At 69.1% G+C, this 23,647-nt stretch carries 21 protein-coding genes and 1 pseudogene; 14 read left to right on the top strand and 8 right to left on the bottom strand.

Annotation, left to right across the window (positions count from 1 at the left end; translation table 11 throughout):
• A pseudogene (locus tag OG558_RS07595) lies at positions 1 to 411 on the bottom strand (SAM-dependent methyltransferase); the annotation flags it as partial.
• Between the two features lie 221 nt (positions 412 to 632).
• On the bottom strand, positions 633 to 1,193 hold the full coding sequence (locus OG558_RS07590) for a 2'-5' RNA ligase family protein (RefSeq protein WP_405069568.1): 561 nt from the start codon (positions 1,191 to 1,193) through the stop codon (positions 633 to 635).
• Positions 1,194 to 1,273: 80 nt separating this feature from the next.
• On the opposite strand from OG558_RS07590, the gene OG558_RS07585 reads away from it, so the two are divergent.
• The 7 genes from OG558_RS07585 to OG558_RS07555 all read left to right on the top strand — a co-directional run bounded on the left by OG558_RS07585 (position 1,274) and on the right by OG558_RS07555 (position 8,359).
• Entirely contained in the window at positions 1,274 to 2,116 is an 843-nt protein-coding gene (locus tag OG558_RS07585) for a Rossmann-like and DUF2520 domain-containing protein (protein WP_405069567.1), read from the top strand.
• Complete coding sequence (gene panC, locus OG558_RS07580) at positions 2,113 to 2,940, top strand: pantoate--beta-alanine ligase (protein ID WP_328525813.1); 828 nt, start codon at positions 2,113 to 2,115, stop codon at positions 2,938 to 2,940. Before OG558_RS07585 ends, panC begins: the two co-directional genes overlap by 4 nt.
• A 141-nt stretch (positions 2,941 to 3,081) precedes the next feature.
• Positions 3,082 to 4,743: an L-aspartate oxidase gene (locus tag OG558_RS07575; protein ID WP_405069566.1), complete on the top strand. Its 1,662-nt coding sequence runs from the start codon at positions 3,082 to 3,084 to the stop codon at positions 4,741 to 4,743.
• Positions 4,736 to 5,608, top strand: a complete 873-nt coding sequence (nadC, locus tag OG558_RS07570; RefSeq protein ID WP_405069564.1) for a carboxylating nicotinate-nucleotide diphosphorylase — start codon at positions 4,736 to 4,738, stop codon at positions 5,606 to 5,608. Before OG558_RS07575 ends, nadC begins: the two co-directional genes overlap by 8 nt.
• Positions 5,608 to 6,372, top strand: coding sequence for a type III pantothenate kinase (locus tag OG558_RS07565; RefSeq protein WP_329482443.1), 765 nt, complete (start codon positions 5,608 to 5,610; stop codon positions 6,370 to 6,372). The genes nadC and OG558_RS07565 overlap by 1 nt, the downstream gene beginning before the upstream one ends.
• A gap of 77 nt (positions 6,373 to 6,449) precedes the next feature.
• Complete coding sequence (locus OG558_RS07560; RefSeq protein ID WP_405069563.1) at positions 6,450 to 6,890, top strand: hypothetical protein; 441 nt, start codon at positions 6,450 to 6,452, stop codon at positions 6,888 to 6,890.
• A 29-nt stretch (positions 6,891 to 6,919) separates the two neighbouring features.
• The gene (locus OG558_RS07555) at positions 6,920 to 8,359 is read left to right on the top strand and encodes a multicopper oxidase family protein (protein WP_405069562.1); all 1,440 of its coding nucleotides are present in this window, start codon (positions 6,920 to 6,922) and stop codon (positions 8,357 to 8,359) included.
• Here the strand turns inward: OG558_RS07555 and OG558_RS07550 are convergent.
• Complete coding sequence (locus OG558_RS07550; RefSeq protein WP_405069561.1) at positions 8,347 to 8,907, bottom strand: carboxymuconolactone decarboxylase family protein; 561 nt, start codon at positions 8,905 to 8,907, stop codon at positions 8,347 to 8,349. The genes OG558_RS07555 and OG558_RS07550 overlap by 13 nt on opposite strands.
• A 134-nt stretch (positions 8,908 to 9,041) precedes the next feature.
• Between OG558_RS07550 and OG558_RS07545 the strand changes: the two genes are divergently transcribed.
• Positions 9,042 to 10,340, top strand: coding sequence for a hypothetical protein (locus OG558_RS07545; RefSeq protein WP_405069559.1), 1,299 nt, complete (start codon positions 9,042 to 9,044; stop codon positions 10,338 to 10,340).
• Here the strand turns inward: OG558_RS07545 and OG558_RS07540 are convergent.
• The 4 genes from OG558_RS07540 to OG558_RS07525 all read right to left on the bottom strand — a co-directional run bounded on the left by OG558_RS07540 (position 10,326) and on the right by OG558_RS07525 (position 13,042).
• Positions 10,326 to 10,982 carry a DedA family protein gene (locus OG558_RS07540; protein WP_405069558.1) on the bottom strand — a complete coding sequence of 219 codons (657 nt, stop codon included), beginning with the start codon at positions 10,980 to 10,982 and terminating at the stop codon, positions 10,326 to 10,328. The genes OG558_RS07545 and OG558_RS07540 overlap by 15 nt on opposite strands.
• A 46-nt stretch (positions 10,983 to 11,028) precedes the next feature.
• The gene (locus OG558_RS07535) at positions 11,029 to 11,955 is read right to left on the bottom strand and encodes an SPFH domain-containing protein (RefSeq protein ID WP_405069557.1); all 927 of its coding nucleotides are present in this window, start codon (positions 11,953 to 11,955) and stop codon (positions 11,029 to 11,031) included.
• Positions 11,943 to 12,389 carry an NfeD family protein gene (locus tag OG558_RS07530; RefSeq protein WP_405069556.1) on the bottom strand — a complete coding sequence of 149 codons (447 nt, stop codon included), beginning with the start codon at positions 12,387 to 12,389 and terminating at the stop codon, positions 11,943 to 11,945. Before OG558_RS07530 ends, OG558_RS07535 begins: the two co-directional genes overlap by 13 nt.
• A 74-nt stretch (positions 12,390 to 12,463) precedes the next feature.
• Positions 12,464 to 13,042, bottom strand: coding sequence for a winged helix-turn-helix domain-containing protein (locus OG558_RS07525; RefSeq protein ID WP_329482435.1), 579 nt, complete (start codon positions 13,040 to 13,042; stop codon positions 12,464 to 12,466).
• Positions 13,043 to 13,100: 58 nt separating this feature from the next.
• Between OG558_RS07525 and OG558_RS07520 the strand changes: the two genes are divergently transcribed.
• From OG558_RS07520 to OG558_RS07495, 6 genes are all read left to right on the top strand, one after another.
• The gene (locus OG558_RS07520; RefSeq protein ID WP_405069555.1) at positions 13,101 to 14,312 is read left to right on the top strand and encodes an MFS transporter; all 1,212 of its coding nucleotides are present in this window, start codon (positions 13,101 to 13,103) and stop codon (positions 14,310 to 14,312) included.
• Between the two features lie 9 nt (positions 14,313 to 14,321).
• Positions 14,322 to 15,842, top strand: a complete 1,521-nt coding sequence (gene lysS / locus OG558_RS07515; RefSeq protein WP_405069554.1) for a lysine--tRNA ligase — start codon at positions 14,322 to 14,324, stop codon at positions 15,840 to 15,842.
• Between the two features lie 307 nt (positions 15,843 to 16,149).
• On the top strand, positions 16,150 to 16,479 hold the full coding sequence (locus OG558_RS07510; RefSeq protein ID WP_329482432.1) for an Lsr2 family protein: 330 nt from the start codon (positions 16,150 to 16,152) through the stop codon (positions 16,477 to 16,479).
• 338 nt (positions 16,480 to 16,817) lie between these two features.
• On the top strand, positions 16,818 to 19,355 hold the full coding sequence (locus tag OG558_RS07505) for an ATP-dependent Clp protease ATP-binding subunit (protein ID WP_405069552.1): 2,538 nt from the start codon (positions 16,818 to 16,820) through the stop codon (positions 19,353 to 19,355).
• A gap of 279 nt (positions 19,356 to 19,634) precedes the next feature.
• Positions 19,635 to 21,617: a kinetoplast-associated-like protein gene (locus tag OG558_RS07500; protein WP_405069551.1), complete on the top strand. Its 1,983-nt coding sequence runs from the start codon at positions 19,635 to 19,637 to the stop codon at positions 21,615 to 21,617.
• Between the two features lie 72 nt (positions 21,618 to 21,689).
• A complete protein-coding gene (locus OG558_RS07495) occupies positions 21,690 to 22,640 on the top strand; it encodes a hypothetical protein (protein WP_329482429.1) in 951 nt (316 codons plus the stop codon).
• Positions 22,641 to 22,675: 35 nt separating this feature from the next.
• Here the strand turns inward: OG558_RS07495 and OG558_RS07490 are convergent, their stop codons facing one another.
• Complete coding sequence (locus tag OG558_RS07490; RefSeq protein ID WP_405069550.1) at positions 22,676 to 23,554, bottom strand: A/G-specific adenine glycosylase; 879 nt, start codon at positions 23,552 to 23,554, stop codon at positions 22,676 to 22,678.
• Positions 23,555 to 23,647: the final 93 nt, after the last annotated feature.

Raw genomic sequence — 23,647 nt, 5'->3', positions numbered from 1 at the left:
AGCCACATGCGCGGTCACATCGCACGAGCCGTCCAGGACCGGCTCGCACTCCCGCCCGGCCCGGAAGCCGTTCACAGTCCCGTACGGCGGCCGGTCGGTGCGGAGATGTCCGTAGTCGATGGCGATCGCGACCGCACCGTCCGCCAACCGGTCGACCACGGATGCCCAGGCCTCGTCGCGGGTCCGGCCGATCTCGGCGCGGTCGCCGGGCTCGCCGGGCCACCAGCGCCGCAACCAGTCCAGATCGTTGCCGTCGACAACATCTCCCACCGTCAGGTCGGCCGACAGATAGCGCGGTACGCCGTCCTCGTCCCACTCGACCAACTCACACGGGATGTTGTCGAGCCACTCGTTCGCGATCACCAGACCGGTCAGAACAGTCGGCAGGTCGTCGTCCAGCTCGATCTCCACCACCGGCAAACCCTCGTCGCGCAACACCTTGCCCAGTTCGCCGGATCCCGCGCCGATGTCCACGACCTGATCAGCACCGACCGCACGCGCCAGCCGGGCGATGGCCTGACCGAACAGCGCCGACGCGTGCACCGACGTACGGAAGTGGGCAGCTGGGCGTTCCCGCCGGTAGAACCCGCCGGGGCCGTAGAGCGCCGTTTGCCAGGCCGCCCGGAACGTGGTCACCGCGCACCCAGCGGTACGGCGTCGAACTGGCGCCACACACCGTCCTCGCCTTCCCGCCACAGCCCGAGCTCGGTGAGCTGAATTCGTGGCGCGGGCGCGGCGGCGAGAGCCTCACGGGCCTCAGCGACGACCGCCGGGCCACCCTGCTCGGACGACGAGATGGTCAGGTGTGGCTGCGGGTCCGGGAACTCACCGCCGTACGGCGGACACTCAGGGAAGGCCTGGAAGACCGAGTACAGCAACGAGACGACGGCGTCGTACGGTTCGGGCTTCAGCCACGCCGTGCCGTTCGGGAACTGACCCGCGGTCGGGAAGCTGAGCTCGAACGGCTCGAACGACGCCACCGCATCCGCCAGTCGCCGGACGTCGGCCTCCGTGGGCTCCGCGACCCACGGGACCAGCACAGTGACGTGTGGCGGGATCAGCTCGGTCAGTGGGACGTGTGATCGCGCGGTCGACCGCGACACCGAGCGCCAGCGCTCGGTGTACGCCGCAAGTTCGGGGACTGTGATCAGAATCGCGGTCAATCCACTCCGCGCGGCCCAGGCATCGCTCACCAAGGCATGCTCTCATCACCTACGCTGGCAGGGAGATCGTCTGGTACCCCGCGCGGGACTGGAACGAAGAGAGTTGAGTGATGGAACGGATCGGCTTGATCGGAGCCGGCCGGGCCGGAACCGCCGTGGGAGCAGCCTTGGCGGCAGCCGGACATCCCCTGGTCGGTGCCACCGCACGGTCGGGCGCGTCACGCGAACGCGCCGCCCGTCTTCTTCCGCATGTGCCCGTGCTGCCCGCCGATGAGGTCACCACTCGTGCCGACGTCGTCCTGGTCGCCGTACCGGACGACCTGATCCACGACGTCGCCCACACGTTGCCGCTGACCAGTGCGCAATACGTCGTCCACCTGTCCGGCGCCCACGGACTCGGACCGCTGGCCGGGCTGGCCGCGATGCCGGTGGCACTGCACCCGTCGATGACGTTTCCCGGGGGCGCGGTGCGTCTGGACGGCATCATGTTCACGGCGACCGCACCGGATGAGGCACGGCCGATGGTGGAGCGCCTGGTGAAGGCTCTCGGGGCTCAGCTGCAGTGGGTGGCCGACGAGCAGCGGGCGCGGTACCACGCCGGTCTTACACATGGCGCGAACCACCTGACAACGTTGCTCACCCAAGCGGTCGGCGTACTGCGGGAAGCAGGCGTGGCGGATCCGGCTGCGACACTCCGTCCGCTGCTGGCCGCAACCCTCGACAACACGCTGCGATCCGGTCATCATGCGCTCACCGGGCCGATCGCCCGGGGCGATGTCGACACGGTGGCAGCACATCTGTCCGTACTGCGGGACCGGACGGCGAGCACGTACGCCGAACTGGCCCGCGCGACGGTGGAACTGGCGGCGGCCGACGGACGACTGGACCCGGACACGGTGGCACGGTTCGACGAGGTGCTCGAGCGGGATCGAACAGGGGAGGCACCGCGATGAGACTCACCCAGACGAAGGCCGAACTGCGAGCGGCCGCGGCGATCCGGCCGCGGGCGGTCGTGATGACGATGGGCGCCCTGCACGACGGCCATGCCGCGCTCCTGGCCGAGGCCCGCGAGCGGGTCGGACCGGACGGCAGTGTGGTGCTGACGATCTTCGTGAACCCGTTGCAGTTCGGGCCCTCCGAGGACTTCGACCGCTATCCGCGCACGCTGGCCAGTGACCTGGCGATCGCCAAGAACGAGGGCGTCGACCTGGTCTTCAACCCGTCCCGCGACGAGCTCTACCCGAACGAGCCGTCCATCACCGTGCATCCCGGGCCACTGGCCGACGAGCTCGAGGGGATGGTCCGGCCGGGCCACTTCGCCGGCGTGCTGACGGTGGTGGCGAAGATGCTGCACCTGACCGCGCCCGACCTGGCCCTGTTCGGCGAGAAGGACTACCAGCAGCTCACGCTGATCCGCGAGATGATCTGTGACCTCGACTGGGACGTCGACATCGTGCCGGTGCCGACCGTGCGGGAGCCTGACGGACTCGCGTTGTCCTCACGCAATCGCTACCTCGACGAGACCGAGCGTGACGAGGCGCTGGTGCTCTACCGCGCACTGACCGCCGGAGCCAAGGCCGGGATGAACGGCCCGGACGCCGTGATGGCCGCCGCCCACGCCGAGCTCGAGGCGGTCCCATCGGTCCGGATCGACTATCTCGCCCTGCGCGCACCGGACCTCGGCCCGGTGATCGGCCCCGGCGAGGCCCGCATGCTGATCGCCGCCCGCGTGGGAGCCACCCGTCTCATTGACAACATTTCCATCACGCTGCGATGAATTCGATTGATACCGTCGCGGGATGACCGTGTTGAATGCCGCGCCTCCGGCGCGGGGGTCACGGGGCTTTGACTCCCGGCCTTCCCTCGTCGCTCCAGTCGCTGCGCTCCCTCCGCTCCTCGGTCCAGGCCGGGAGGCCCCGTGACCGGACCTGCAGTCCCGCAACGGCTGGCCGCGCCGGAACCCGGCTGGACCGATACCGTCGATGTGGTGGTGATCGGGTCCGGGATCGCCGGGCTGACCGCCGCCCTGAAGGCTCGTGAGCTGGGATCCGTGCTCGTGGTGACGAAGGATGTCGTCGCCTCCGGCTCGACCCAGTGGGCCCAGGGCGGGATCGCGGCCGCCCTCGATCCGGAGGACTCGCCCGAAGAGCACCTCCAGGACACCCTCGTCGCCGGCGCCGGGCTGAGCGATCCGGAGGCCGTCCGCGTCCTGGTCACCGAGGGACCGGACGCCGTCCGGGACCTGATCGAGTTGGGTGCGCGGTTCGACACCGTCGACGGCGACCTCTCGCTGGGCCGGGAAGGCGGGCATCACCGCAATCGCATCGCGCACGCCGGTGGCGACGCGACCGGCGCGGAGATCGAGCGGGCCCTCGTCGCCGCGGTCAAGCGGGCCGACGACATCCGGCTGATCGAGCACGCCCTCGTCATCGATCTGTTGACCGCCGAGGACGGCGCCATCGCCGGCGTCACCCTGCACGTGATGGGCGAGGGGCAGCTCGACGGTGTCGGCGCGGTCCGCAGCCGGGTGGTGATCCTCGCCTCCGGCGGCATCGGTCAGTTGTACGCCGCCACCACGAACCCGAGCGTGTCGACGGGTGACGGCATGGCGCTGGCGTTGCGGGCCGGCGCGAAGGTGCGTGACCTGGAGTTCGTGCAGTTCCACCCGACCGTGCTCTGGCTGGGCAAGAGCGCGAAGGGCCAGCAGCCGCTGGTGTCCGAGGCGGTTCGGGGCGAAGGCGCGTTCCTGGTCGACCACGAAGGCAATCGCTTCATGCAGGGTCAGCACGAGCTGGCCGATCTCGCCCCGCGCGACATCGTGGCGAAGGCGATCATGCGGCGGATGCTTGCCACCGGCAAGGATCACGTCTACCTGGACGCACGGCACTTCGGCGACGAGAAATGGCGGGTCCGGTTCCCGACCATCCTGGCGGCCTGCCGGTCGCACGGTATCGACCCGGTGCGGGAACTGATCCCGGTCGCGCCGGCCTGCCACTACTCGTCCGGCGGGGTCTGGACCGACCTGCACGGACAGACCTCGGTGCCCGGTTTGTACGCGTGCGGCGAGGTCGCGTGCACCGGCGTACACGGTGCCAACCGCCTGGCCTCGAACTCGCTGCTCGAAGGGCTCGTCTTCGCCCGACGCATCGCCGCCCAGCTGGCCAACGGTCTTCCTGAGCTGCGCGAGCCGGCCGTGGACACCCGTGTCCCCGGTCTGGTCGACGCGGACGTAGTACCCGAGCTGCAGCGGGCGATGACGGTCGGCGCCGGAGTGATCCGGAGTGCGAGCGGACTGTCGGAGGCCGGCGCGGCGCTCGGCAAGCTGATCGAGCAGCCCGCCGGCGAGCCGGGTACGCCGGGATGGGAGGTGACCAACCTGGTCACAGTGGCGTCCGCGCTGATCGAGGCCGCCACCGCGCGCGAGGAGAGCCGCGGCTCACACTGGCGTGAGGACTACCCGGATCGCGACGACCGGCACTGGTCGGGCAATCTTGACCTGACCCTCCCGTCCGAGGGTCAGTCGGCGCGGCCGGTCAGCACGTTCGTGCCGCACGGATCCGAGGAGAGACAACATGGATGAGACGGTCGACAGGCAGTGGGTCGCCGACCTCGTGCGGGCCACCATCGAGGAGGACCTGGCCGGGGGCGTCGACGTCACCACGACGGCCACGGTCGATCCGGACCAGATCTCGGTCGCCGAGCTGGTCGCCCGGGCCGACGGCGTGGTCGCCGGCCTGGAGATCGCCGAACTGGTGATCCGGCAGGTCGCCGCGCCGGACGAGGTCGAGCTCGAGTACTCGGTCCGCGACGGTGCCTCGGTGCGCAAGGGCGACATCCTGATGACGATCCGCGGCAAGACCCGGCAGTTGCTGACCGCCGAGCGCACGACGCTCAACCTGCTCTGCCACCTCTCCGGCGTGGCAACGCTGACCCGGCGCTGGGTGGACGCGGTCGACGGCACCGGCGTGGTCATCCGCGACACCCGCAAGACGATGCCGCTCCTTCGGTCGCTGGAGAAGTACGCCGTCCGGTGTGGTGGCGGGAAGAACCACCGGATGGGCCTGTCCGACGCGGCGCTGATCAAGGACAACCACGTGATCGCGGCCGGTGGGGTGGCCGAGGCGTTCCGGCTGGTCCGGAAGGCGTATCCGGACATCGCGGTCGAGGTCGAGGTGGACACGGTCGGCGACGCGCTGATCGCGCTGGAGTCCGGCGCCGACCTGATCCTGCTGGACAACATGGACATTCCGTCGCTGCGCGAGGCGGTCGAGAACGTGGCGGGCCGGGCGCGGCTGGAGGCCTCCGGCGGCCTGACCCTCGATCAGGCCCGGGCGGTCGCCGAGACCGGCGTGGACTACTTCGCGGTCGGGGCGCTCACCCACTCCGCGCCGGTGCTCGACATCGCCCTGGACCTGCGAACTGAGTTGAATTTCAAGGACGTCTGATGCTGCTCGCCGTCGCCGTCGAGAACACCCGGACCCTGGTCGGCCTGGTCTTCGAGGGGACGGTCAAGCGGCATTGGTGGGTCGGCACCGACCCTCGCCGGACGGCGGACGAGTGGGCGGTCCTGTTGCAGGGGCTGCTCACCGGCGAGTCCCCGGTGTCCGGGGTCGCGGTGTGTTCCGCCGTACCGCATGTGCTGCACGAGTTGCGGGAGGTAGTCGCGCGGTACTACCCGGACGTGCCGAGCGTTGTGGTCGAGCCGGGAGTGAAGACCGGGCTGCCGGTGCTGGTGGACAACCCGCGCGAGGTCGGCACCGACCGGATCGCGAACGCCCTCGCGGCGGTCCAGCGGTACGGCGCTCCGTGCCTGGTCGTCGACGTGGGGACGGCGATCACCATCGATGTGGTCAGCCCGGCCGGCGCGTTCATCGGCGGAGTGATTGCCCCAGGCATCGAAACCGCGACCGACGCGCTGGGCACCGCGGCCGCCCAGCTGCGCCGGGTCGAATTGGTGCGGCCGCGCTCCGTAGTCGCCAAGAACACGGTCGAAGCCCTGCAATCCGGAGCGATCCACGGTTTTGCGGCCCTCGTCGACGGCCTGGTCGACCGGATCCGCGTGGAGCAGTCGCTTGATCCCGCGACTCCGGTGGTGCTGACCGGCGCCCTCGCTCCGTTGCTCGCCGGCGAGCTGGCGACCCCGATCCGTCACGAGCCGTTGCTCACTTTGCACGGTCTGCAGCAGGCGTTCGCCCGCAACCACCAATAGTTGCCTCATCGGGCAGAAGCTCTTGTGCCCTTCAGGTGATCTGCATCACCATGAGGTCAGCTACGTGGGGGGAGATCATGAGAGCTACTTATCGGGTGCTTGCCGGACTCGTTGCGGTCGGCGTGGTCCTGCAGGCGATGTTCATCGCGCTCGGCTGGTTCACCGCGATCAAGGACATGGACGACGGTCTGGTGATCGACAAGAACTACGACGGCAACATCGGTCACACACTGCATGGCCAGACCGGGACGATGGTGATCCCGATCCTCGCGTTGCTGCTGCTGATCGTCTCGTTCTTCGCGCACGTGCCGGGCGGAATCAGGTGGGCGCTGTACGTGTTCGGCCTGGTCGTCCTGCAGATCGCGCTTGCGTTCCTGTCGTTCGGTGTAACACCTGTGCTCGGGCTGCTGCACGGTCTGAACGCCTTCGCGCTCCTCGCGGTCGCGGCCATCGCCTCCCGGCGAGCCGCCGGCGCTCCGGTGGCCACCACGGAGACCACCACCGAGGCGACCGCTTAGATGCCCTTGGCAACTGACGGACAGCGGCCGTGACGGTGCGGCTGCCGCCTCGCCGTGTCCTGCTGGGGATCCTTGCGACGCTTGTCGTCCTGACGCCGATAGCGTTCTTCTGGCAGCGGAGCCTGGTGCCGAACGACCTGTCGCCAATGGCGATGGGGTACGCCGACTTCGGCGGTGGCCCGGCGGAGCACGTGCATCACGGAGTGGACGTCAGCACCCTCACCGGGCCGGCGAATCGAACGGCCGACGTGGTGGTGGATCTGGTGGCCCGCAAGGAGAAGTTCGACATTCCCGGCCGCGGGTCGATGGACGGCTACACCTTGAACCACAAGTCACCGGGTCCGCAGATCGTCGCAAAACAAGGCGATCTGATCCAGGTCACCGTGCACAACGAGTCTGTGCCCGAAGGGATCACACTGCACTGGCACGGCGTCGACGTACCGGCTGCTGAGGACGGCGTCGCCGGAGTCACCCAGGACGCGGTCGGAGTCGGGCAGTCGTTCGTCTACCGCTTCGTCGCGCAGGACGCCGGCACGTACTGGTACCACTCCCACCAGGTCTCGCACGAACTGGTGAAGAAGGGCCTGTACGGCGTACTGATCGTCAAGCCCACACCCAGCGACGTGATCGCCGCGGTCCACACCTACGACAAGGTGCGAACAGTCAACGGCGAGTACGGCGAACGCCGGGTGGCGGCACCTGGTCCGACGGTCCGGGTGCGACTGATCAACACGGACAACGGACCGATGGCGACCTGGGTCGACGGAGCGCCGTACAAGGTCGTCGCGGTGGACGGGAACGAGGTGAACGTGCCGCCGGAGGTGAGTGGCAAGACCGTGCTCGTCACCGCGGGCGGCCGGATCGACCTGCAGGTGACGATCCCGCCGGGATCGGCGGTGCGGATGGGTCTGGGCGGAGGACCGACCACTCTGGTGATCGGCGACGGCAACGCGCCGACCGGTACGCAACCGCGGGATCAGGTCGACCTGTTGACCTATGGCTCGCCGAAGGCGCTCGGGTTCGATCCGGCGAAGGCGACGCGGGCGTTCCAGTACAACATCGGGCGGCGGATCGGGTTCTTCGACGGCAAGCCCGGACTGTGGTGGACGATCAACGGGCATCAGTACCCGGATGTGCCGATGTTCGTGGTGACCGAGGGCGACATCGTCCGGATGACCGTCAAGAACACCTCCGGGCAGGTCCATCCGATGCACCTGCACGGCCACCACGTCGTCGTACTGAGTCGCAACGGTGTGGCCGCGACCGGCAGCCCGTGGTGGACCGATTCGCTCAATGTCGAGGACAAGGAGACCTATGAGGTCGCCTTCGTCGCGAACAACCCGGGCATCTGGATGGACCACTGCCACAACCTGCCGCACGCGGCGCAGGGCCTGGTCACGCACCTGATGTACACCGGGGTCACCACGAAGTTCCACCTGGGCGGCGGGCCGGACAATCAGCCCGAGTGAATCGGCCGCCCGACCGTGAGCGCCGTACGGAGCGTCTCCGGCAGACCGTTGAAGGCCGCGTCGGGGGGAGTGCCGGTCGCGTCGAGGGCCTTGGAGAAGAAGGATCGCGCGGCCGCGGCCAGGACCACGTCGAGGACGTCGGTGTCGGTCAGGCCGAGGGCCTTCAGTGCGTCCACGTCATCCTGCGTGACGGCGTCGGCCGATAGCGCCACCTTGCGGGCGAAGGCCATCACCGCCCGGTCGACCGGGTCGTTCGCCGGCTCACTGACGAGGGCCGCGACCTCTTCGGACGTGTAGAACTTGTCGGCCAGGACCTGGCCGTGGGCGAGGCAGCAGTAACTGGACTTCAGTGCGCTCGCCGCAGCCAGCGTGGCGAGCTCGTAGCGGCGCAGGTCCATCGATTCCTTGATCGCGCCGTTGAGTTGCTTCCACGCCTCGTACACGGCCGGACGGGCCGCGAACGTGGCGACGAAGTTGGGCACGTGGCCGGCCGGCGCACGGTTCTGCTCGAAGAACTCCGGGTCCTTCGGTGTGTCGATGAATGCCATCCTGGTCCCCCCTTGTGGCTCTTCTCACGGTAGAAGCGTCATACCGATCCGGCAACGGTCCCTCGGGATAGGCGCCCGCTACTGGGTATGGTTCACCCGGTCGGTTGTGAGGCAGCTGAGACGAGGTGGTCCGAGTGCGGCGTGCCCTCGCCGTTGCGCTGGCAGCGCTGGTCGCTGCGACCGCGCTCACCGCCTGCGCGTCGGACCCGATGCCCACGAACGTCGCGGTCGCGTGGGCCCCGGAGGGCCGGGCCGCCGTCCTGGTCACCTGGAAGGACGCCAACGCGCCGAACCGGATCACGATCGAGGGTGTGCTCAGCGAGAGTCCGTCGTACGTGAAGTACGTCGCGGCCGGCGAGCCGAACAGCTGGGAGATCCCGACGTCGGCGTTCCCACCGGACGGTAACTACAAGGTGGCGGTCGCCACCGGAACGTCGCAGGGTGGCGTGACCAGCAAGCTCGCCCGCTCGGTCGTGTTCGACACCGACGGTCCGGTGCAGCCGAGTGCGGCCGGAGCGACGCCGTTGGGCCGGGGTGTGCTGATCAAGTGGTCGGTGCCGGTGGCGCCCCAGGACTTCACCCCGAACGACCCGCTCGACGTGACGGGCAAACACACCCAGAAGTACGTGCCGATGATCGGGCGGCCCGGGCAACTGCTGCGGGATATCGGCCCGGGTACGACGTCGACGCGGCAGGTGATCAAGAGCATCAAGCCGCCGTACGTGTTCCAGCTCCGGACCCAGAACGAGTGGAGCACCCGGATGGGCGGGCAGGTGCTCGGCCTGACCAGCTCGATCAACGCGGCCGTGCCGGCTCTGGCCCAGTTCAGCGTGCCGATCCTGGTCCGCGGGCGAGTCGTCCTGCAGCAGGTCGGCTGCGAGGCGGAGACGCCGTGTGTGCAGCAGCGGGCGACGCCGGCCGGCGTGCCGGTGGTAGTGCTGACCCAGGTCACCCCGGGCTCGCGCTGGACCCCGGCGGCCATCGGTAAGACGACCGCCGGTGGGCATTACGACATCGCCGTACCGACCGGAGGAAGCCGGCCGTACAAGATCACCGTGCCGGCGTACACCAAGGCCGGCATCATCACCGGGCCGTCGACCAGCAAGCCGGCGTACACCCGGAGTGTGGTCCGGATCGCGTCGGCCGGATTCATCGGCGGGGAGACGGCCAAGAAGCGCGGCACCAGCGTCACCGTCTTCGCGACGGTCAAGCCGGCGATGAACTCGACCGCGATGCTGCAGTCCTGGAACAGGCAGACCCGCAAGTGGGTCAACGTCAAGGCGACGGCGATGCGCCGGGGGCAGACCGCGCTGGCCTTCACCGCCGGGCAGGCGGGTGACTTCGTCTACCGGTTCGTCATCCCCGGCGCGATGATGTTCGGCCGGTCGATGAGCGGGACGATCACGCCGCAGCTGGCGCTACACATCCGCTGACTGGCGCTCCGGCACGGTCGGCGCGGCGTGCCGCCGCTTGCGGATCTTGTGGACGACGTACGCCGCGACCACGGCCACCCCGATCACGACCAGGGCCCAGACCGACACCCGGCCGAAGATCTTGTCGGCGTTGTCGCCGACCTTGTACGCGACGATGCCGATCGTGGCCGACCAGGCGATGCCGCCGGCCGCGTTCGCGGCCAGGAACCGTGGGTACGGCATCCGCAACATGCCGGCCATCGGGCCGGCGAAGATCCGCAGCAGGGCCACGAAGCGCCCGAAGAACACCGTCCAGACGCCGTACTTCTGGAAGTACTTCTCGGCGCGGACGATCCGGTCCTCGGAGAAATGGCGGGACCGGCGGCCGAGCCGCTCGAACAGGCCGCGGCCGGCCTTGCGGCCGATGAAGTAGCCGATCGAGTCGCCGACGATCGCCCCGATCGCGGCCGCACCGATCACGTACTGGATGTGCAGGTGGTGCCCCTGGGAGGCGAGCAGCGCCGCCGCGACGAGTGTGGTCTCACCCGGTAGCGGCACCCCCATGCTCTCGATGCCGATGACGAGTCCGACCACCAGATACGCCAGGATCGCCATCCCACCGGTCGGGATGGCGATCGCCAGCGCAAGCCAAGGTTCCCCCATGCACCCATAGTGACATTCGGGAACAACCGATTAGGTGACAGGGCACCTATTTCGGGGGAATCTCCGGGACATGGCCGTTGGGGACCTCAGGGGCGTGGCCGTTGGGGACCTCGGGGACCTGGCTGACGGGGAGGCCGGGGATGTGGCCGTTGAACGCCTGGGTGACGCTCTGCAACGCGGCGGTGACCTCGGACGGGATCACCCAGAAGGTGTTGCCGGGGCCCTTGGCGAGTTCGGGCAGCATCTGCAGGTACTGGTATGCGAGCAGCTTCGGGTCCGGGTCGTTGCGGTGGATCGCCTCGAACACCGTGTCGATCGCCTTCGCCTGGCCCTCGGCCCGCAGGATCGCCGCCTGCCGCTCACCCTCGGCGGTCAGGATCCGGGACTGCCGGACGCCCTCGGCGGTGAGGATCGCGGCCCGCTTCTCCCGGTCCGCTCGCATCTGCTTCTCCATCGACTCCTTGATCGACGGCGGCGGGTCGATCGCCTTCAGCTCGACCCGGTTCACCCGGATGCCCCATTTGCCCGACGCCTCGTCCAGTACGCCGCGGAGCTGGGAGTTGATGTGCTCGCGCGACGTCAGCACCTTCTCCAGGTCCAGGCTGCCGATCACGTTGCGCAGTGTGGTGACGGTCAGCTGCTCGATCGCCTGCTCGAAGTTGGCGATCTCGTACGCCGCCGCGCGGGGATCGGTGACCTGGACATAGAGCACCGTGTCGATGTCGACGACCAGGTTGTCCTCGGTGATCACCGAGCGCGGCTCGAACGAGATCACCTGCTCGCGCAGGTCGATCAGTTGCCGGGGCCGGTCGACGAACGGGATGAGGATGTTCAGCCCGGGTTCGAGGGTGCGCAGGAAGCGGCCCAGACGTTCGACGTTGCTGGCCCGTGCCTGCGGCACGATCCGGACCGTCCGGATGACCAGCACGATGGCGAGCAGGGCGACGACCAGTCCGATGATCAGTTCGGCCATGGATCCTCCTGAGGATGCACGAGGGCGGTAGCCCCCTCGATGGCGAAGACGTCGACCCTGGTGCCCGCGGGAATGAGCAGGTCCGGGTCGTACGAACGAGCGCTCCACTCCTCGCCGCCGATCTTGACCCGGCCGGGTTCGCGGCCGCAGGGGGTCAGGACGACGGCCTCGCGGCCGATCAGCGCGGCCACGCCGGTGCGCAGCTGGGGGTGTCCCATCAGGTGCCGGCGGGCGACCGGGCGGACCAGTGTGATCATCGCGGCGGCGGTGACGGCGAACGCGAGCAGCTGGAGCCCCATCCCGAGGCCCAGCCCGGCGATCGTGGCCGCGGCCAGCGCGGCGATCGCGAGCAGGAGCAGATCGAAGGTCGCGGTCATCAACTCGGCCGTGCCGAGGATGCCGGCGATGATCAACCACAGAACCCAGGACTGCATAACGGACCACCTAGCGGCGGAAAGTACCTCTCTTTCGAAGGTACTCCGGGATACGCAGATCCGTAGCTAACGGTTCAGCTATCTTGCGGCGGCTTGCCGGTCGGTACGACGGCCAGCAGCGTGCTGATCGACCGGCTGCCGGCCGGATGCGAGGTCGCCGTCCGGCCCTTGCGGAAGCCGTCGATCACGTCGTTCAGGTCCTTCGCGAGCTGCTCGGTCTCCTCGCGGGTCAGCCACAGCCGGTTCCGGCCCATGGTGCTGAGGTCCTCCCACGGGTCGTCGGCCGACAGCTCCTCGAACTGTTCCAGCACCCGGTCGACGTTGCTGCGCATCATCGCGTGGGTGGCCACCCGGCCGGATTCGGCCGACTGGGACGCGATCTGCAACCCGGTGCCGAGCGCGCGCCAGGGCCGCTCCCGGCCGTCCGCCGAGGCCTCGGCCCGTTCGACGATGCCCCAACGCTCCAGGGCGCGCAGGTGGTAGCTGGTCGCGGACGGGGTCAGGCCGGCCAGCTCGGCGCATTCGGTCGCGGTCAGCACCCGGCCGCTGTAGAGCTCGTCGATGATCCGCTGCCGGGCCGGATGGGCCAGGGCGCGGATCGCCCGTGGGTCGGTGATCACCACGCGCTTGTTCCGGGTCTTCTTCGCGGCCACGAGGTCAGCGTAGCGAAGCCCTTGACGCCGGTAAATATGAAGCATTAACTTCATAGTTGTGAAGCAAACACTTCAGACTTCGATCTGGTCCTACCGCGACATCCGCCTGGTGCTGCCGGCCCGGGCGCTGTCCTACGCGGGCGATTCGGTCGCGCTGATCGCGCTGATGCTGCGGGTCTCGGCCGACGGCGGGCCGGGCGCGATCACGGCGCTGCTGCTGGCGTTCGCCGTACCGACCGTCGCGATGATCCCGTTCGCCGGCCGGATCGTGGACGGCCACGACTCCCGCACGGTCCTGGTCTGGTCGGGTTTGCTGCAGGCGGCCGCCGGGATCGGGCTGGCCTTCTCCCACGGACTGATCGAAACCCTGGCCCTGGTCTGCGTCCTCCAGCTGGGCCAGGCCGTCGCCGGACCCGCGTGGAGCGCGCTCATCCCGCGCATCGTCGGCGAGGATCTCGTCGGCCGGGCCACCGGCACCAGCCAGGCCCTTGTCGGAGTGGCCACCCTGGCCGGCTCCGCGGTCGGCGGCCTCCTGGTCGGGTGGTCCGGCGACCGCGGAGCCCTGCTGGTCGACGCCGGCACCTTCGTGGTTCTCGCCGCGGTGGCACGGCTGGTGGTGACCCGGCGATGCCCCGCGCCCGGCGCCGTGCGGGAGAAGGGCGCGATGTCGGCCGGCCTGCGCAGCCTCTTCGGCGATCCGCTGCTCCGGATCCTGGTGCCGTGCCTGTGGGTGCTGGTGCTCGTCGGCGAGGCGATGAACATCGTCGAGGTGTTCCTGATCACCGACGACATCGGGCTCGACGCAGCCGGGTACGGGTGGGTGCTGGCCGCCCAGGGAGGCGGCGCGATCGTGGGTGCGTGGATCACCGGACGGCTGGTCACCGGGATGTCCAGATCCCGGGCCGTGCTGGGTGGGATGGCCGCGATCGGCGCCTCCGCTGTCCTGATGGGGCTGGCCGGCAATGTCATCACGGTCGTTGCCGGCGCCATTGTGTGCGGATTTGGCAGCGGGATGCTCAATGCCGGCACCAGCACGCTGGTCGTCACCCGCTCCGCGGAGGCCGTCCGTGGCCGGGTGAACGCTGCACTGATGGGCACGGTCCGGGGCTGCAGCCTGGTGGCGCTCCTGCTGGGCGGTCTCGTCGGCGCTGTGCTCGGGGCCCGGTCGACGTTCGTGGCCTGCGGGGTCGCGTGCGCGGTGGCTGCCGTCGCCGCGTCCTTCCTGGTGGTCCGGACAAAGGATTCGGCTGTGGAGGTGCTCAGTCACTAGCCTTTAGGCATGACTGACGCACACGTTGACCCGGTAAACCCCGACAGCGGGCAGGACGACCTGCCCGAGCAGATGCGGGTTCGCCGGGAGAAGCGTGACCGCCTGCTGGCGGAGGGAGTGCAGCCCTACCCGATCTCGGTGCCGCGGACGCACCTGCTGAAGGACCTGCGGGCCAAGTACGACGGGCAGCAGCTGGAGCCCGACACCAAGACCGGCGAGCAGGTCTCGGTGACCGGCCGGGTGATCTTCCTGCGCAACACCGGCAAGCTGTGCTTCGTCCGGCTCCGGGAAGGGGAAGGGACCGAGCTGCAGGTGATGCTGTCGCTGGCCGACCTCGGTGCGGACGAGCTCGCCCGGTTCAAGCAGCTCGTCGACATCGGCGACCTGTTGTCCGTCCAGGGAGAGGTGGTGACGAGCCGCCGCGGTGAGCTGTCGGTGCAGGCGACCGGCTGGCAGATGGCCGCCAAGACCCTCCGCCCGCTCCCGAACGAGTACAAGCCGCTGAACGAGGAGGCCCGGGTCCGGCTCCGGTACGTCGACCTGATCGTCCGCCCCGAGGCGCGTGAGATGGTCCGGACCAAGGCCGCCGTACTCAAGTCACTGCGTGCTACCTACGACGAGCACGGCTTCGTCGAGGTCGAGACGCCGGTGCTGCAGCTCACCAACGGCGGCGCGGCGGCCCGGCCGTTCAGCACCCACCTGAACGCGTTCGACCAGGAGATGAAGCTGCGGATCGCACTCGAGCTCGATCTCAAGCGGGCGATGATCGGCGGCGTCGACCGGGTCTACGAGATCGGCCGGACGTTCCGCAACGAGGGACTCGACTCCACTCATGCCGCGGAATTCTCGATGATCGAGGCCTATCAGGCGTACGGCGATTACGACACGATGGCCGAGCTGATCCAGGAGCTGATCCGGAACGCGGGCGCGGCGATCGGGAAGACCGTGGTCACCGCGCGCGACGGTTCGAGCATCGATCTGGAGCAGCCGTTCCGGCACGCGACGCTTTTCGGGCTGCTCTCCGAAGCGGTCGGCGAGAGCGTCGACGTGACCACGGACCTGGCCGCTCTGACCAAGTTGGCCGAGCAGCACGACGTCGAGCTGCAGCCGGGCCGGAATGCCGGCGAGATCGCCGTCGACTTGTTCGAGAAGCTGGCCGAGCACACCCTGATCCAGCCCACCTTTGTCCGCGACTATCCGGAGTCGGCGCGGCCGCTGGCGAAGCCGCACCGGGAGATCCCGGGACTGGTCGAGGCCTGGGACCTGTTCGTCAACGGCGTCGAGCTCGGGGTCGCCTACTCGGAGCTGAACGACCCGGTGATCCAGCGTGAACGCCTGGTGGCACAGTCATTGCTGGCCGCTGCCGGTGATCCCGAGGCGATGGACCTGGACGAGGACTTCCTCCGGGCGATGGAGTTCGGGATGCCGCCGGCCGGTGGGATGGGGATGGGCCTGGACCGGCTGATCATGCTGTTCACCGGGACCGGTATCCGGGAGACGATTCTGTTCCCGTTGCTCCGGCCGGAGTGATTCCTGCAAACCCGGCCCCGGGGTTGCCGCGATCGTTGCATAGCACAACGGACGGTCACGGCAATTCCCGGGGTCCTTTTCATTCTGGTCTGGCCGGATTCACCCCGGCCGGGCCGGTGTGAATACTCAAGGTGACCTCGGATGCACAGGGTCGATCGCGACCACCTGAGCCGGCGGATTTGGTCACATCTTTCCGGCTCATTCCGGGAGGTGAATGACACGAAGGCCCTTTGTGCGGTACAAATCAGGTGCAAACAATTCGGCAGAGGGATTGTGCCCGATGGCGGGCGCGGAAAGGTTGTCATCGATGGCGCAAAGGGTGCAGGTGGTTCTCGAGGACGATCTCGACGGCGGTAAGGCCGACGAGACCGTGACCTTCGGGCTGGACGGCACGATGTACGAGATCGACCTGTCCAAGAAGAATGCTGCCAAACTGCGCGACGCCCTGGCCGGGTACGTCGGTTCGGGACGCCGGGTGTCCGGTCGCCGCGGCGCAGCGGCCCGGTCACGGGGACGGGGCCGGGCGGCTTCGGACTCGGCCGACATCCGGGCCTGGGCCAAGGACAACGGCTACGACGTGAGCGAGCGGGGCCGGATCTCCGCCGAGGTGCGGGCGGCGTACAACGAAGCCAAGTAATTCCGTAGGACTGCCGGTCCCGGCCCCGTGAGGGTGCCGGGACCGTCCGCATTCCGGTTGTTTCACAGTGTGGACAGCCCGATCCGGGGCGGATGACTGACCGGACAAGTAGTTCGGTGAAATTCGCTGGTGGCGAACACGCTGTCCGAAGGTGCGCACGCGGGAACACCCTGGAGATCCGCGGGGTTGTTCCCTTGTGATGCCTCCCGGCCGGTCGGCGATGTAGTGATGTTGTGTTCGCCCAGAGCGAGCCTGTCGGCACCGGGGACTAGCATGCATGTACGGGGGTCGGCCCACACGGTACGTCCGACTCCTCTGAGGCAAGGAGCGCTTTGGCGATGTTTGAACGATTTACGGACCGCGCCCGTCGGGTAGTCGTCCTGGCTCAGGAAGAGGCCAGGATGCTCAGCCACAACTACATCGGGACCGAGCACATCCTGCTCGGCCTGATCCACGAGGGTGAAGGGGTCGCCGCCAAGGCTCTCGAGAGCCTGGGTATCTCGCTCGAGGCCGTCCGCTCCCAGGTCGAGGAGATCATCGGCCAGGGGCAGCAGGCACCGAGCGGGCACATCCCGTTCACCCCCCGCGCCAAGAAGGTGCTGGAGCTCTCCCTGCGCGAGGCCCTGCAACTGGGCCACAACTACATCGGCACCGAGCACATCCTGCTCGGCCTCATCCGCGAGGGTGAGGGTGTCGCAGCGCAGGTCCTGGTCAAGCTCGGCGCGGACCTGAACAAGGTCCGGCAGCAGGTCATCCAGCTGCTGAGCGGGTACCAGGGCAAGGAGCCGTCGAGCGCCGGTGCGCCCACCGAGGGTGCGCCCAGCAGCTCTCTGGTGCTGGACCAGTTCGGCCGGAACTACACCCAGTCCGCTCGTGAGGCGAAGCTCGACCCGGTGATCGGGCGCGAGAGCGAGATCGAGCGGGTCATGCAGGTGCTGTCCCGGCGGACCAAGAACAACCCTGTCCTGATCGGTGAGCCGGGTGTCGGGAAGACCGCGATCGTGGAGGGTCTGGCCCAGCAGATCGTCCGCGGTGACGTCCCGGAGACCCTGAAGGACAAGCAGATCTACTCCCTCGACCTGGGCGCTCTGGTGGCCGGTTCGCGCTACCGCGGTGACTTCGAGGAACGCCTGAAGAAGGTGCTCAAGGAGATCCGCACCCGCGGCGACATCGTGCTGTTCATCGACGAGATCCACACCCTCGTCGGGGCCGGCGCCGCCGAGGGCGCGATCGACGCGGCGAGCATCCTGAAGCCGATGCTGGCCCGTGGTGAGCTGCAGACCATCGGCGCCACCACCCTCGACGAGTACCGCAAGTACGTCGAGAAGGACGCCGCGCTGGAGCGCCGGTTCCAGCCGATCCAGGTGGCCGAGCCCTCGATCGCGCACACGATCGAGATCCTCAAGGGCCTCCGGGACCGGTACGAGGCGCACCACCGGGTGACCATCACCGACGCCGCGCTGGTGAACGCCGCGCAGATGGCCGACCGGTACATCTCCGACCGGTTCCTGCCGGACAAGGCGATCGACCTGATCGACGAGGCCGGGGCCCGGCTGCGGATCCGCCGGATGACGGCTCCGCCGGACCTGCGCGAGTTCGACGAGAAGATCGCGACCGTGCGCCGGGAGAAGGAGTCGGCCATCGACGCGCAGGACTTCGAGCGCGCCGCCGGTCTCCGCGACGACGAGAAGAAGCTGATCAACGCCAAGTCGGAGCGGGAGAAGCAGTGGAAGGCCGGCGACATGGACGTCGTCGCCGAGGTGGACGAGGAGCTGATCGCCGAGGTGCTGAGCACCGCGACCGGCATCCCCGTCTTCAAGCTGACCGAGGAGGAGTCCTCCCGGCTGCTCGACATGGAGAAGGAACTGGCCAAGCGCTACATCGGCCAGGAGGACGCGGTCAAGGCGCTGTCCCGCTCGATCCGGCGTACTCGCGCCGGCCTGAAGGACCCGCGTCGCCCGAGCGGCTCGTTCATCTTCGCCGGCCCGTCCGGTGTCGGTAAGACCGAGCTGTCCAAGGCGCTGACCGAGTTCCTGTTCGGCGACGAGAATGCGCTGATCAGCCTCGACATGTCGGAGTACTCGGAGAAGCACACCGCCTCCCGGCTCTTCGGCTCGCCGCCTGGTTACGTCGGCTACGAAGAGGGTGGCCAGCTGACCGAGAAGGTTCGCCGCAAGCCGTTCAGCGTGGTGCTGTTCGACGAGGTGGAGAAGGCCCACCCGGACATCTTCAACTCGCTGCTGCAGATCCTGGACGAGGGTCGTCTGACCGACGCCCAGGGCCGCGTGGTCGACTTCAAGAACACCGTGATCATCATGACCACGAACCTGGGTACCAAGGACATCGCGAAGGCGGTCTCCCTGGGCTTCTCGCAGGCCAGCGACGTCGGCGGCACGTACGAGAAGATGAAGGCGAAGGTGACGGAGGAGCTCAAGCAGCACTTCCGCCCGGAGTTCCTGAACCGCGTCGACGAGATCGTGGTCTTCCACCAGCACGACATGGCCGCGATCGTGAAGATCGTCGACCTGATGGTCGCGCAGGTGGAGGAGCGGCTGAAGGACAAGGACATGGGTATCGAGCTCACGGCGGCGGCGAAGGAACTGGTCGCCAAGCGGGGCTTCGACCCGGTCCTGGGCGCCCGCCCGCTGCGCCGCGCGCTGCAGCGCGACGTGGAGGACATCCTGGCCGAGAAGATCCTTTTCGGGGAGCTGCGTCCCGGCCAGATCGTGGTGGTCGACGTCGCCCCCGAGGGCACGGTCGACGCCGACGGCGTGACCGAGTACTTCACCTTCACCGGCAACCCGAAGTCGTCGACTCCGGACCTGGAGCTGACCGACCTCGCCGCCGGCGGTGGCTCGGGCCTGCAGGACTCGTAGTCGACAGCAACAAAACAGCAGGCCTCGCGCGGTCGCGCGGGGCCTGCTGTTTTTCGTAGGCTTCAGGCAGTCGGGGGGACGACTACTGGTCCAGGCCACTGGCGCGAGTACTGCGCCGGTAGCGTGCGTACAGGGAGACACGCTTGAGTTACACGGTGCGACCCGGATGGCCGTATCGTCCTGTTACTTCCCGCCCACGTACCGCGTTGTAACGCTGTGACCACGCTGATGGGACCCGGACTGTCGGAAAGGGGGCCGGGGATGGAATCATCTCGTCGCATGGACGCTCCGCGTCTGCCATTGACCCAGGAACCGGTCGCCGACACCGGTTCCTTTGGCGTGCGGCAAGCGGGTGGCGTGCTCGAGCGGGCCCAGCGGATCGCCGACACCCTGCGGGAGCAGGCGGAGCACGAGAACGACCTCGCCCGTGAGGACGCCGACCGGATCCGGTCCGAGACCGAGCACCTGAAGGCCGAGGTCGAGGCCGCCTCGCAGAAGCTGCGGGCCGACTCGATGGCTGCCGCCCAGCGACTGCTGAACGACGCAGAGCGGGCCGCTGAACAGCTCCGGACCGAGGCCGAGACCGAGGCCGAGCGGGTCCGCTCCGAGGCCGAGGAGGCCGCCGAGCGGCTCCGCGCCGAATCCACCGCCGAGGCCGACCGGGTACGGCGCGATGCCGCCATCGCGGCGCATCAGCTGCGGACAGAGTCGACCGCCGAGGCCGAGCGGGTCCGGGCCGAGGCCACGATGATCGCCGAGCGGCTGAAGGCCGACTCCGAGGCCGCGGCCGAGCAGCTCCGGGTCGCGGTCGCCGACGAGGTGGCCAGGCGCCGGGCGGACTCCGAGGCCGCGGCCGAGAAACTCCGGACCGAGAGCCAGGCGGCCGCCGACCGGCTGCGGGCCGAGTCGCAGGCCGCCGCGGACCGCCGGATCGCCGCGGCCGAGGCCGAAGCGGCCCAGCTGAAGGAAGCGTCCGACGAACTGCTCGAAGACGCCCAGCTGGCCCGCGAGTCGGCGCAGGCGATGGTCGACCGGGCCGGCCGCGAGGCGCAGCAGCTGGTCGCGGACGCCGGTGAGCAGGCCAGGCTGGTCTCCCAGGCCGCGGTGCGCAACGAGGCCGACCTGATCGCCCGCGCCGAGACCGAGGCGAGCGATCTGCGCGCGGCGGTCGAGCGCGAGGTCGAGGCCGCGCGGGAGAAGTCCCGGATCCAGATCGCCGAGGCACACGCCGAGATCGAGCGGCTCCGCGGCGAGAACCGGTCCGAGCTGGAGCGCCGGACCGCGGAGCTGGAGGAGACCGAGCGGGCCAAGCTCGCCGCGATCTCGCTCGAGATCGACAAGCTCCGGGCCGAGGCCGTGGCGGAGATCGCCGAGCGCAAGGCCGAGACCGAGGCCGGCAACGAGCGGCTGATGGCCGACGCGCGGGCCCAGGCCAAGCTGGTGGTCGATTCCATCGAGGCGGATCGCCGGACGGCGACGGGTGAGGCGCAGCGGATCGTCGAGGACGCCAACCGGGCCGCCGAGGCGGCGCTGGCCGAGGCCGAGAAGCAGACGCTGTGGAGCAAGAAGACGGTCGACGACCTGATCGGCGCGGCCGAGTCCGAGGCGCAGTCGATCCGCGACCAGGCCACGGCCGAAGCGACCGACTACCTCCGGCAGAAGCGAGCGCATCTGCGCCGCGTGGTCGGCCGTTCGACCAGCCGGCTCAAGCAGACCCAGGACGCGATCGCCAGAGAGAACGCCGAGCTGACCACGCTCGCGGAGACGAGGTTGTCGTCGGCAACCGAGCAGGCCGAGTCGACGCTGGCCGCGGCCGAGCAGGAAGCCGAGAAGATCACCGCCAGGGCACACGCCCGGGTGGACCGGCTGAAGGCGTCCGCCGGGTCGGACGCCGCCGAGATCATCGAGCGGGCGAACCGGCGCGAGGCCGAGGCCGAGGCCAGCACCCAGGTCCTGCGCGAGCGTGCGGCCAACGATCTGGCCGACGCGCAGCGCCAGTCGCACGAACTGATCCGTAGATCCCGCGCCGAGGCCCAGCAGATCGAGGCGCAGGCCCGCGAGCACGCCGACGACCTGCGTGCCCAGGCCCGAAAACTTCTCGCCGACGCCGAGGCGAGGGTCGCGGCATTGAACCAGCGCCGTGATGAGATCACCAAGGAGCTCACCCAGCTTTCGGGTGTGATCGAGGCACTCGCTGTACCCGGCTTCCGCTCAGGTGGTGGAATGTCCTCCAGCGAGGGTTCCACGGGGGAATCAGGATGAGGACGTGACAGTCAGATCCTTGTCAGTGACAATGTGTGATCCACCCACCCACCGAAGTGAGCATCAGAAGACATGAGCAGTGAAAGCCCAACCCCGTTCCGCACCGTTCTGCGTGGCTACGAGCCTGCCCAGGTGGACCAGCACATCCGTGAGCTGACCACCTCGCTGACCGCGCTGCAGCAGCAGTCCGAGCAGCTGCAGCGGCACGTTCAGGAGCTGCAGTCCCGCACGGACGCCGCGGAGTCGGCCGTCATCTCCGCCCAGGAGGAGAGCAAGGACCGCACCCCGACCTTCACCGAGTTCGGTGAGCGGGTGGCGAAGATTCTGTCGCTGGCCGACGACGAGGCCCGTGACCTGGTCACCCGTGCCCGCACCGACGCCGAGGCGATCGTCGCCGACGCCGAGGCGCACGCGAAGAAGGTCCGCAAGGAGGCCGAGCAGTACTCCCTGGACTGGAAGAGCGAGGTCGACGCGGAGGCTGCTCGCATCCTCGAGGAGGCCCGTACCCAGGCCGACGACATGCGTGACGAGGCCGAGCGCGACGCGACCGCCCGGCGCAGCGAGGCCCAGGCGCTGTACGAGCAGGAGCGGGCCAAGTCCGCCCAGGCCGCGGCCGCCTTCGAGACCACCCTGGCCGAGCGCCGGGGCAAGGTCGAGCAGGAGTTCGCCGCCCGGACCGCACTGGCCGAGCAGCAGCTGGCCGCCGTCACCGACCGCGCCGCGCAGGTGCAGCGCGAGGCCGACCGGGCTCGTTCCGAGGCCGAGCGCCTGGCCCAGCAGCAGCTGGCCGACGCGAACCGTCAGGCTCAGGAGATCGTTGCCGCCGCGAAGGACAAGTCGGAGCGGATCCGGGCCGAGTCCGAGCGCGAGCTCGCCGCCGCGACCCAGCGTCGCGACAGCATCAACGCGCAGCTGACCAACGTCCGCCAGATGCTGGCGACGCTGTCCGGCAGCCCGGCGATGCCGCTCGACCTGCTGGCCGACGACGACGAACAAGCCACCACCGGCAGCAAGAAGAACTGAAGGACCTGAGGCCGGCCCGGATCCCGGGCCGGCCCTCAACTCGGTAGCCGATAGTGGCCGTGGGCAAGCGGCTCGACCAGACCGTCGGCCACCAGGCCGTCCAGCGCACGCTCCCGCTGAGCCTCGTCGTGCCAGCAGGCATCCAGCGCCGTCTTGGGTACGGCGCCTTCCGCGGACCGCAGCACGGCCAGTAACCGGCCACGAACCTGCCGATCGGTGCCCTCGTACGTCTGCCCCTTCCGAGGCGGCCCGTCGTACGGCGGACTCCCGGCCAGCACCCAAGCACACCGGCCACGAATCGGGCACTCGTCGCACTTCGGCGTACGTGCGGTGCAGACCAGTGCACCTAGTTCCATCGAGGCAACCGCCCAACGGGCCGCTGTCGGCTCGTCAGCGGGGAGTGCGGTCACCGCGAGCCGCTGGTCGGCCGCAGTGGGGGAGATGCTCGGCTGTGCGACTCCGGTGAGGGCTCGCGCGAGCACTCGGCGCACGTTGGTGTCCACCACCGCGTGCCGCCGGCCGAACGCGAAGGACGCGATCGCAGCCGCCGTGTATGTCCCTACGCCGGGCAGTGCGAGCAGTGCGGCGTGATCATCCGGCACCTCACCACCATGGCGCTCCACGATCGCCTGAGCCGCCGCGTGCAGTCGCAGGGCGCGTCGTGGGTACCCAAGCCGGTCCCAGGCCCGCACAGCCTCACCTGGCGCCTCTACGGCCAGGTCCACCGGCTTCGGCCACCGCTCCAGCCACACCTGGTACGCCGGCAGCACCCGACTGACCGGTGTCTGCTGCAGCATGAACTCGCTCACCATGACTGCCCACGGGCCCGCGTCCGGCTCCCGCCAGGGCAGTACTCGCGCGTTGGCGTCGTACCACTCCAGCACCGGCCCGTGCAAGGTGCTAGCTCCGGTCATGGGGCCTCCCGGGAGTGGCAGCCCCATGACCCGCCGTGCCGGAGGCGCGGCATGGGCACAGCGGTGAGCGGCGAGCCTGACTGGTCGAGCACA

This window comes from Kribbella sp. NBC_01510 (assembly GCF_045040325.1).
GTDB lineage: Bacteria > Actinomycetota > Actinomycetes > Propionibacteriales > Kribbellaceae > Kribbella.
Note: the sequence above shows the minus strand (reverse complement) of the source record. Positions and strands in the feature narration are given on the sequence as shown.

Excerpts from the sequence above, each read along its gene's own strand:
- lysS (WP_405069554.1), top strand. The coding sequence starts at position 14,322 with ATGACTGACGCACACGTTGACCCGGTAAACCCCGACAGCGGGCAGGAC.
- OG558_RS07560 (WP_405069563.1), top strand. The coding sequence starts at position 6,450 with ATGAGAGCTACTTATCGGGTGCTTGCCGGACTCGTTGCGGTCGGCGTG.
- nadC (WP_405069564.1), top strand. The coding sequence starts at position 4,736 with ATGGATGAGACGGTCGACAGGCAGTGGGTCGCCGACCTCGTGCGGGCC.
- OG558_RS07490 (WP_405069550.1), bottom strand. The coding sequence starts at position 23,554 with ATGACCGGAGCTAGCACCTTGCACGGGCCGGTGCTGGAGTGGTACGAC.
- OG558_RS07565 (WP_329482443.1), top strand. The coding sequence starts at position 5,608 with ATGCTGCTCGCCGTCGCCGTCGAGAACACCCGGACCCTGGTCGGCCTG.
- OG558_RS07530 (WP_405069556.1), bottom strand. The coding sequence starts at position 12,389 with ATGCAGTCCTGGGTTCTGTGGTTGATCATCGCCGGCATCCTCGGCACG.
- OG558_RS07500 (WP_405069551.1), top strand. The coding sequence starts at position 19,635 with ATGGACGCTCCGCGTCTGCCATTGACCCAGGAACCGGTCGCCGACACC.
- OG558_RS07510 (WP_329482432.1), top strand. The coding sequence starts at position 16,150 with ATGGCGCAAAGGGTGCAGGTGGTTCTCGAGGACGATCTCGACGGCGGT.
- OG558_RS07550 (WP_405069561.1), bottom strand. The coding sequence starts at position 8,907 with ATGGCATTCATCGACACACCGAAGGACCCGGAGTTCTTCGAGCAGAAC.
- panC (WP_328525813.1), top strand. The coding sequence starts at position 2,113 with ATGAGACTCACCCAGACGAAGGCCGAACTGCGAGCGGCCGCGGCGATC.
- OG558_RS07505 (WP_405069552.1), top strand. The coding sequence starts at position 16,818 with ATGTTTGAACGATTTACGGACCGCGCCCGTCGGGTAGTCGTCCTGGCT.
- OG558_RS07495 (WP_329482429.1), top strand. The coding sequence starts at position 21,690 with ATGAGCAGTGAAAGCCCAACCCCGTTCCGCACCGTTCTGCGTGGCTAC.
- OG558_RS07585 (WP_405069567.1), top strand. The coding sequence starts at position 1,274 with ATGGAACGGATCGGCTTGATCGGAGCCGGCCGGGCCGGAACCGCCGTG.
- OG558_RS07540 (WP_405069558.1), bottom strand. The coding sequence starts at position 10,982 with ATGGGGGAACCTTGGCTTGCGCTGGCGATCGCCATCCCGACCGGTGGG.
- OG558_RS07535 (WP_405069557.1), bottom strand. The coding sequence starts at position 11,955 with ATGGCCGAACTGATCATCGGACTGGTCGTCGCCCTGCTCGCCATCGTG.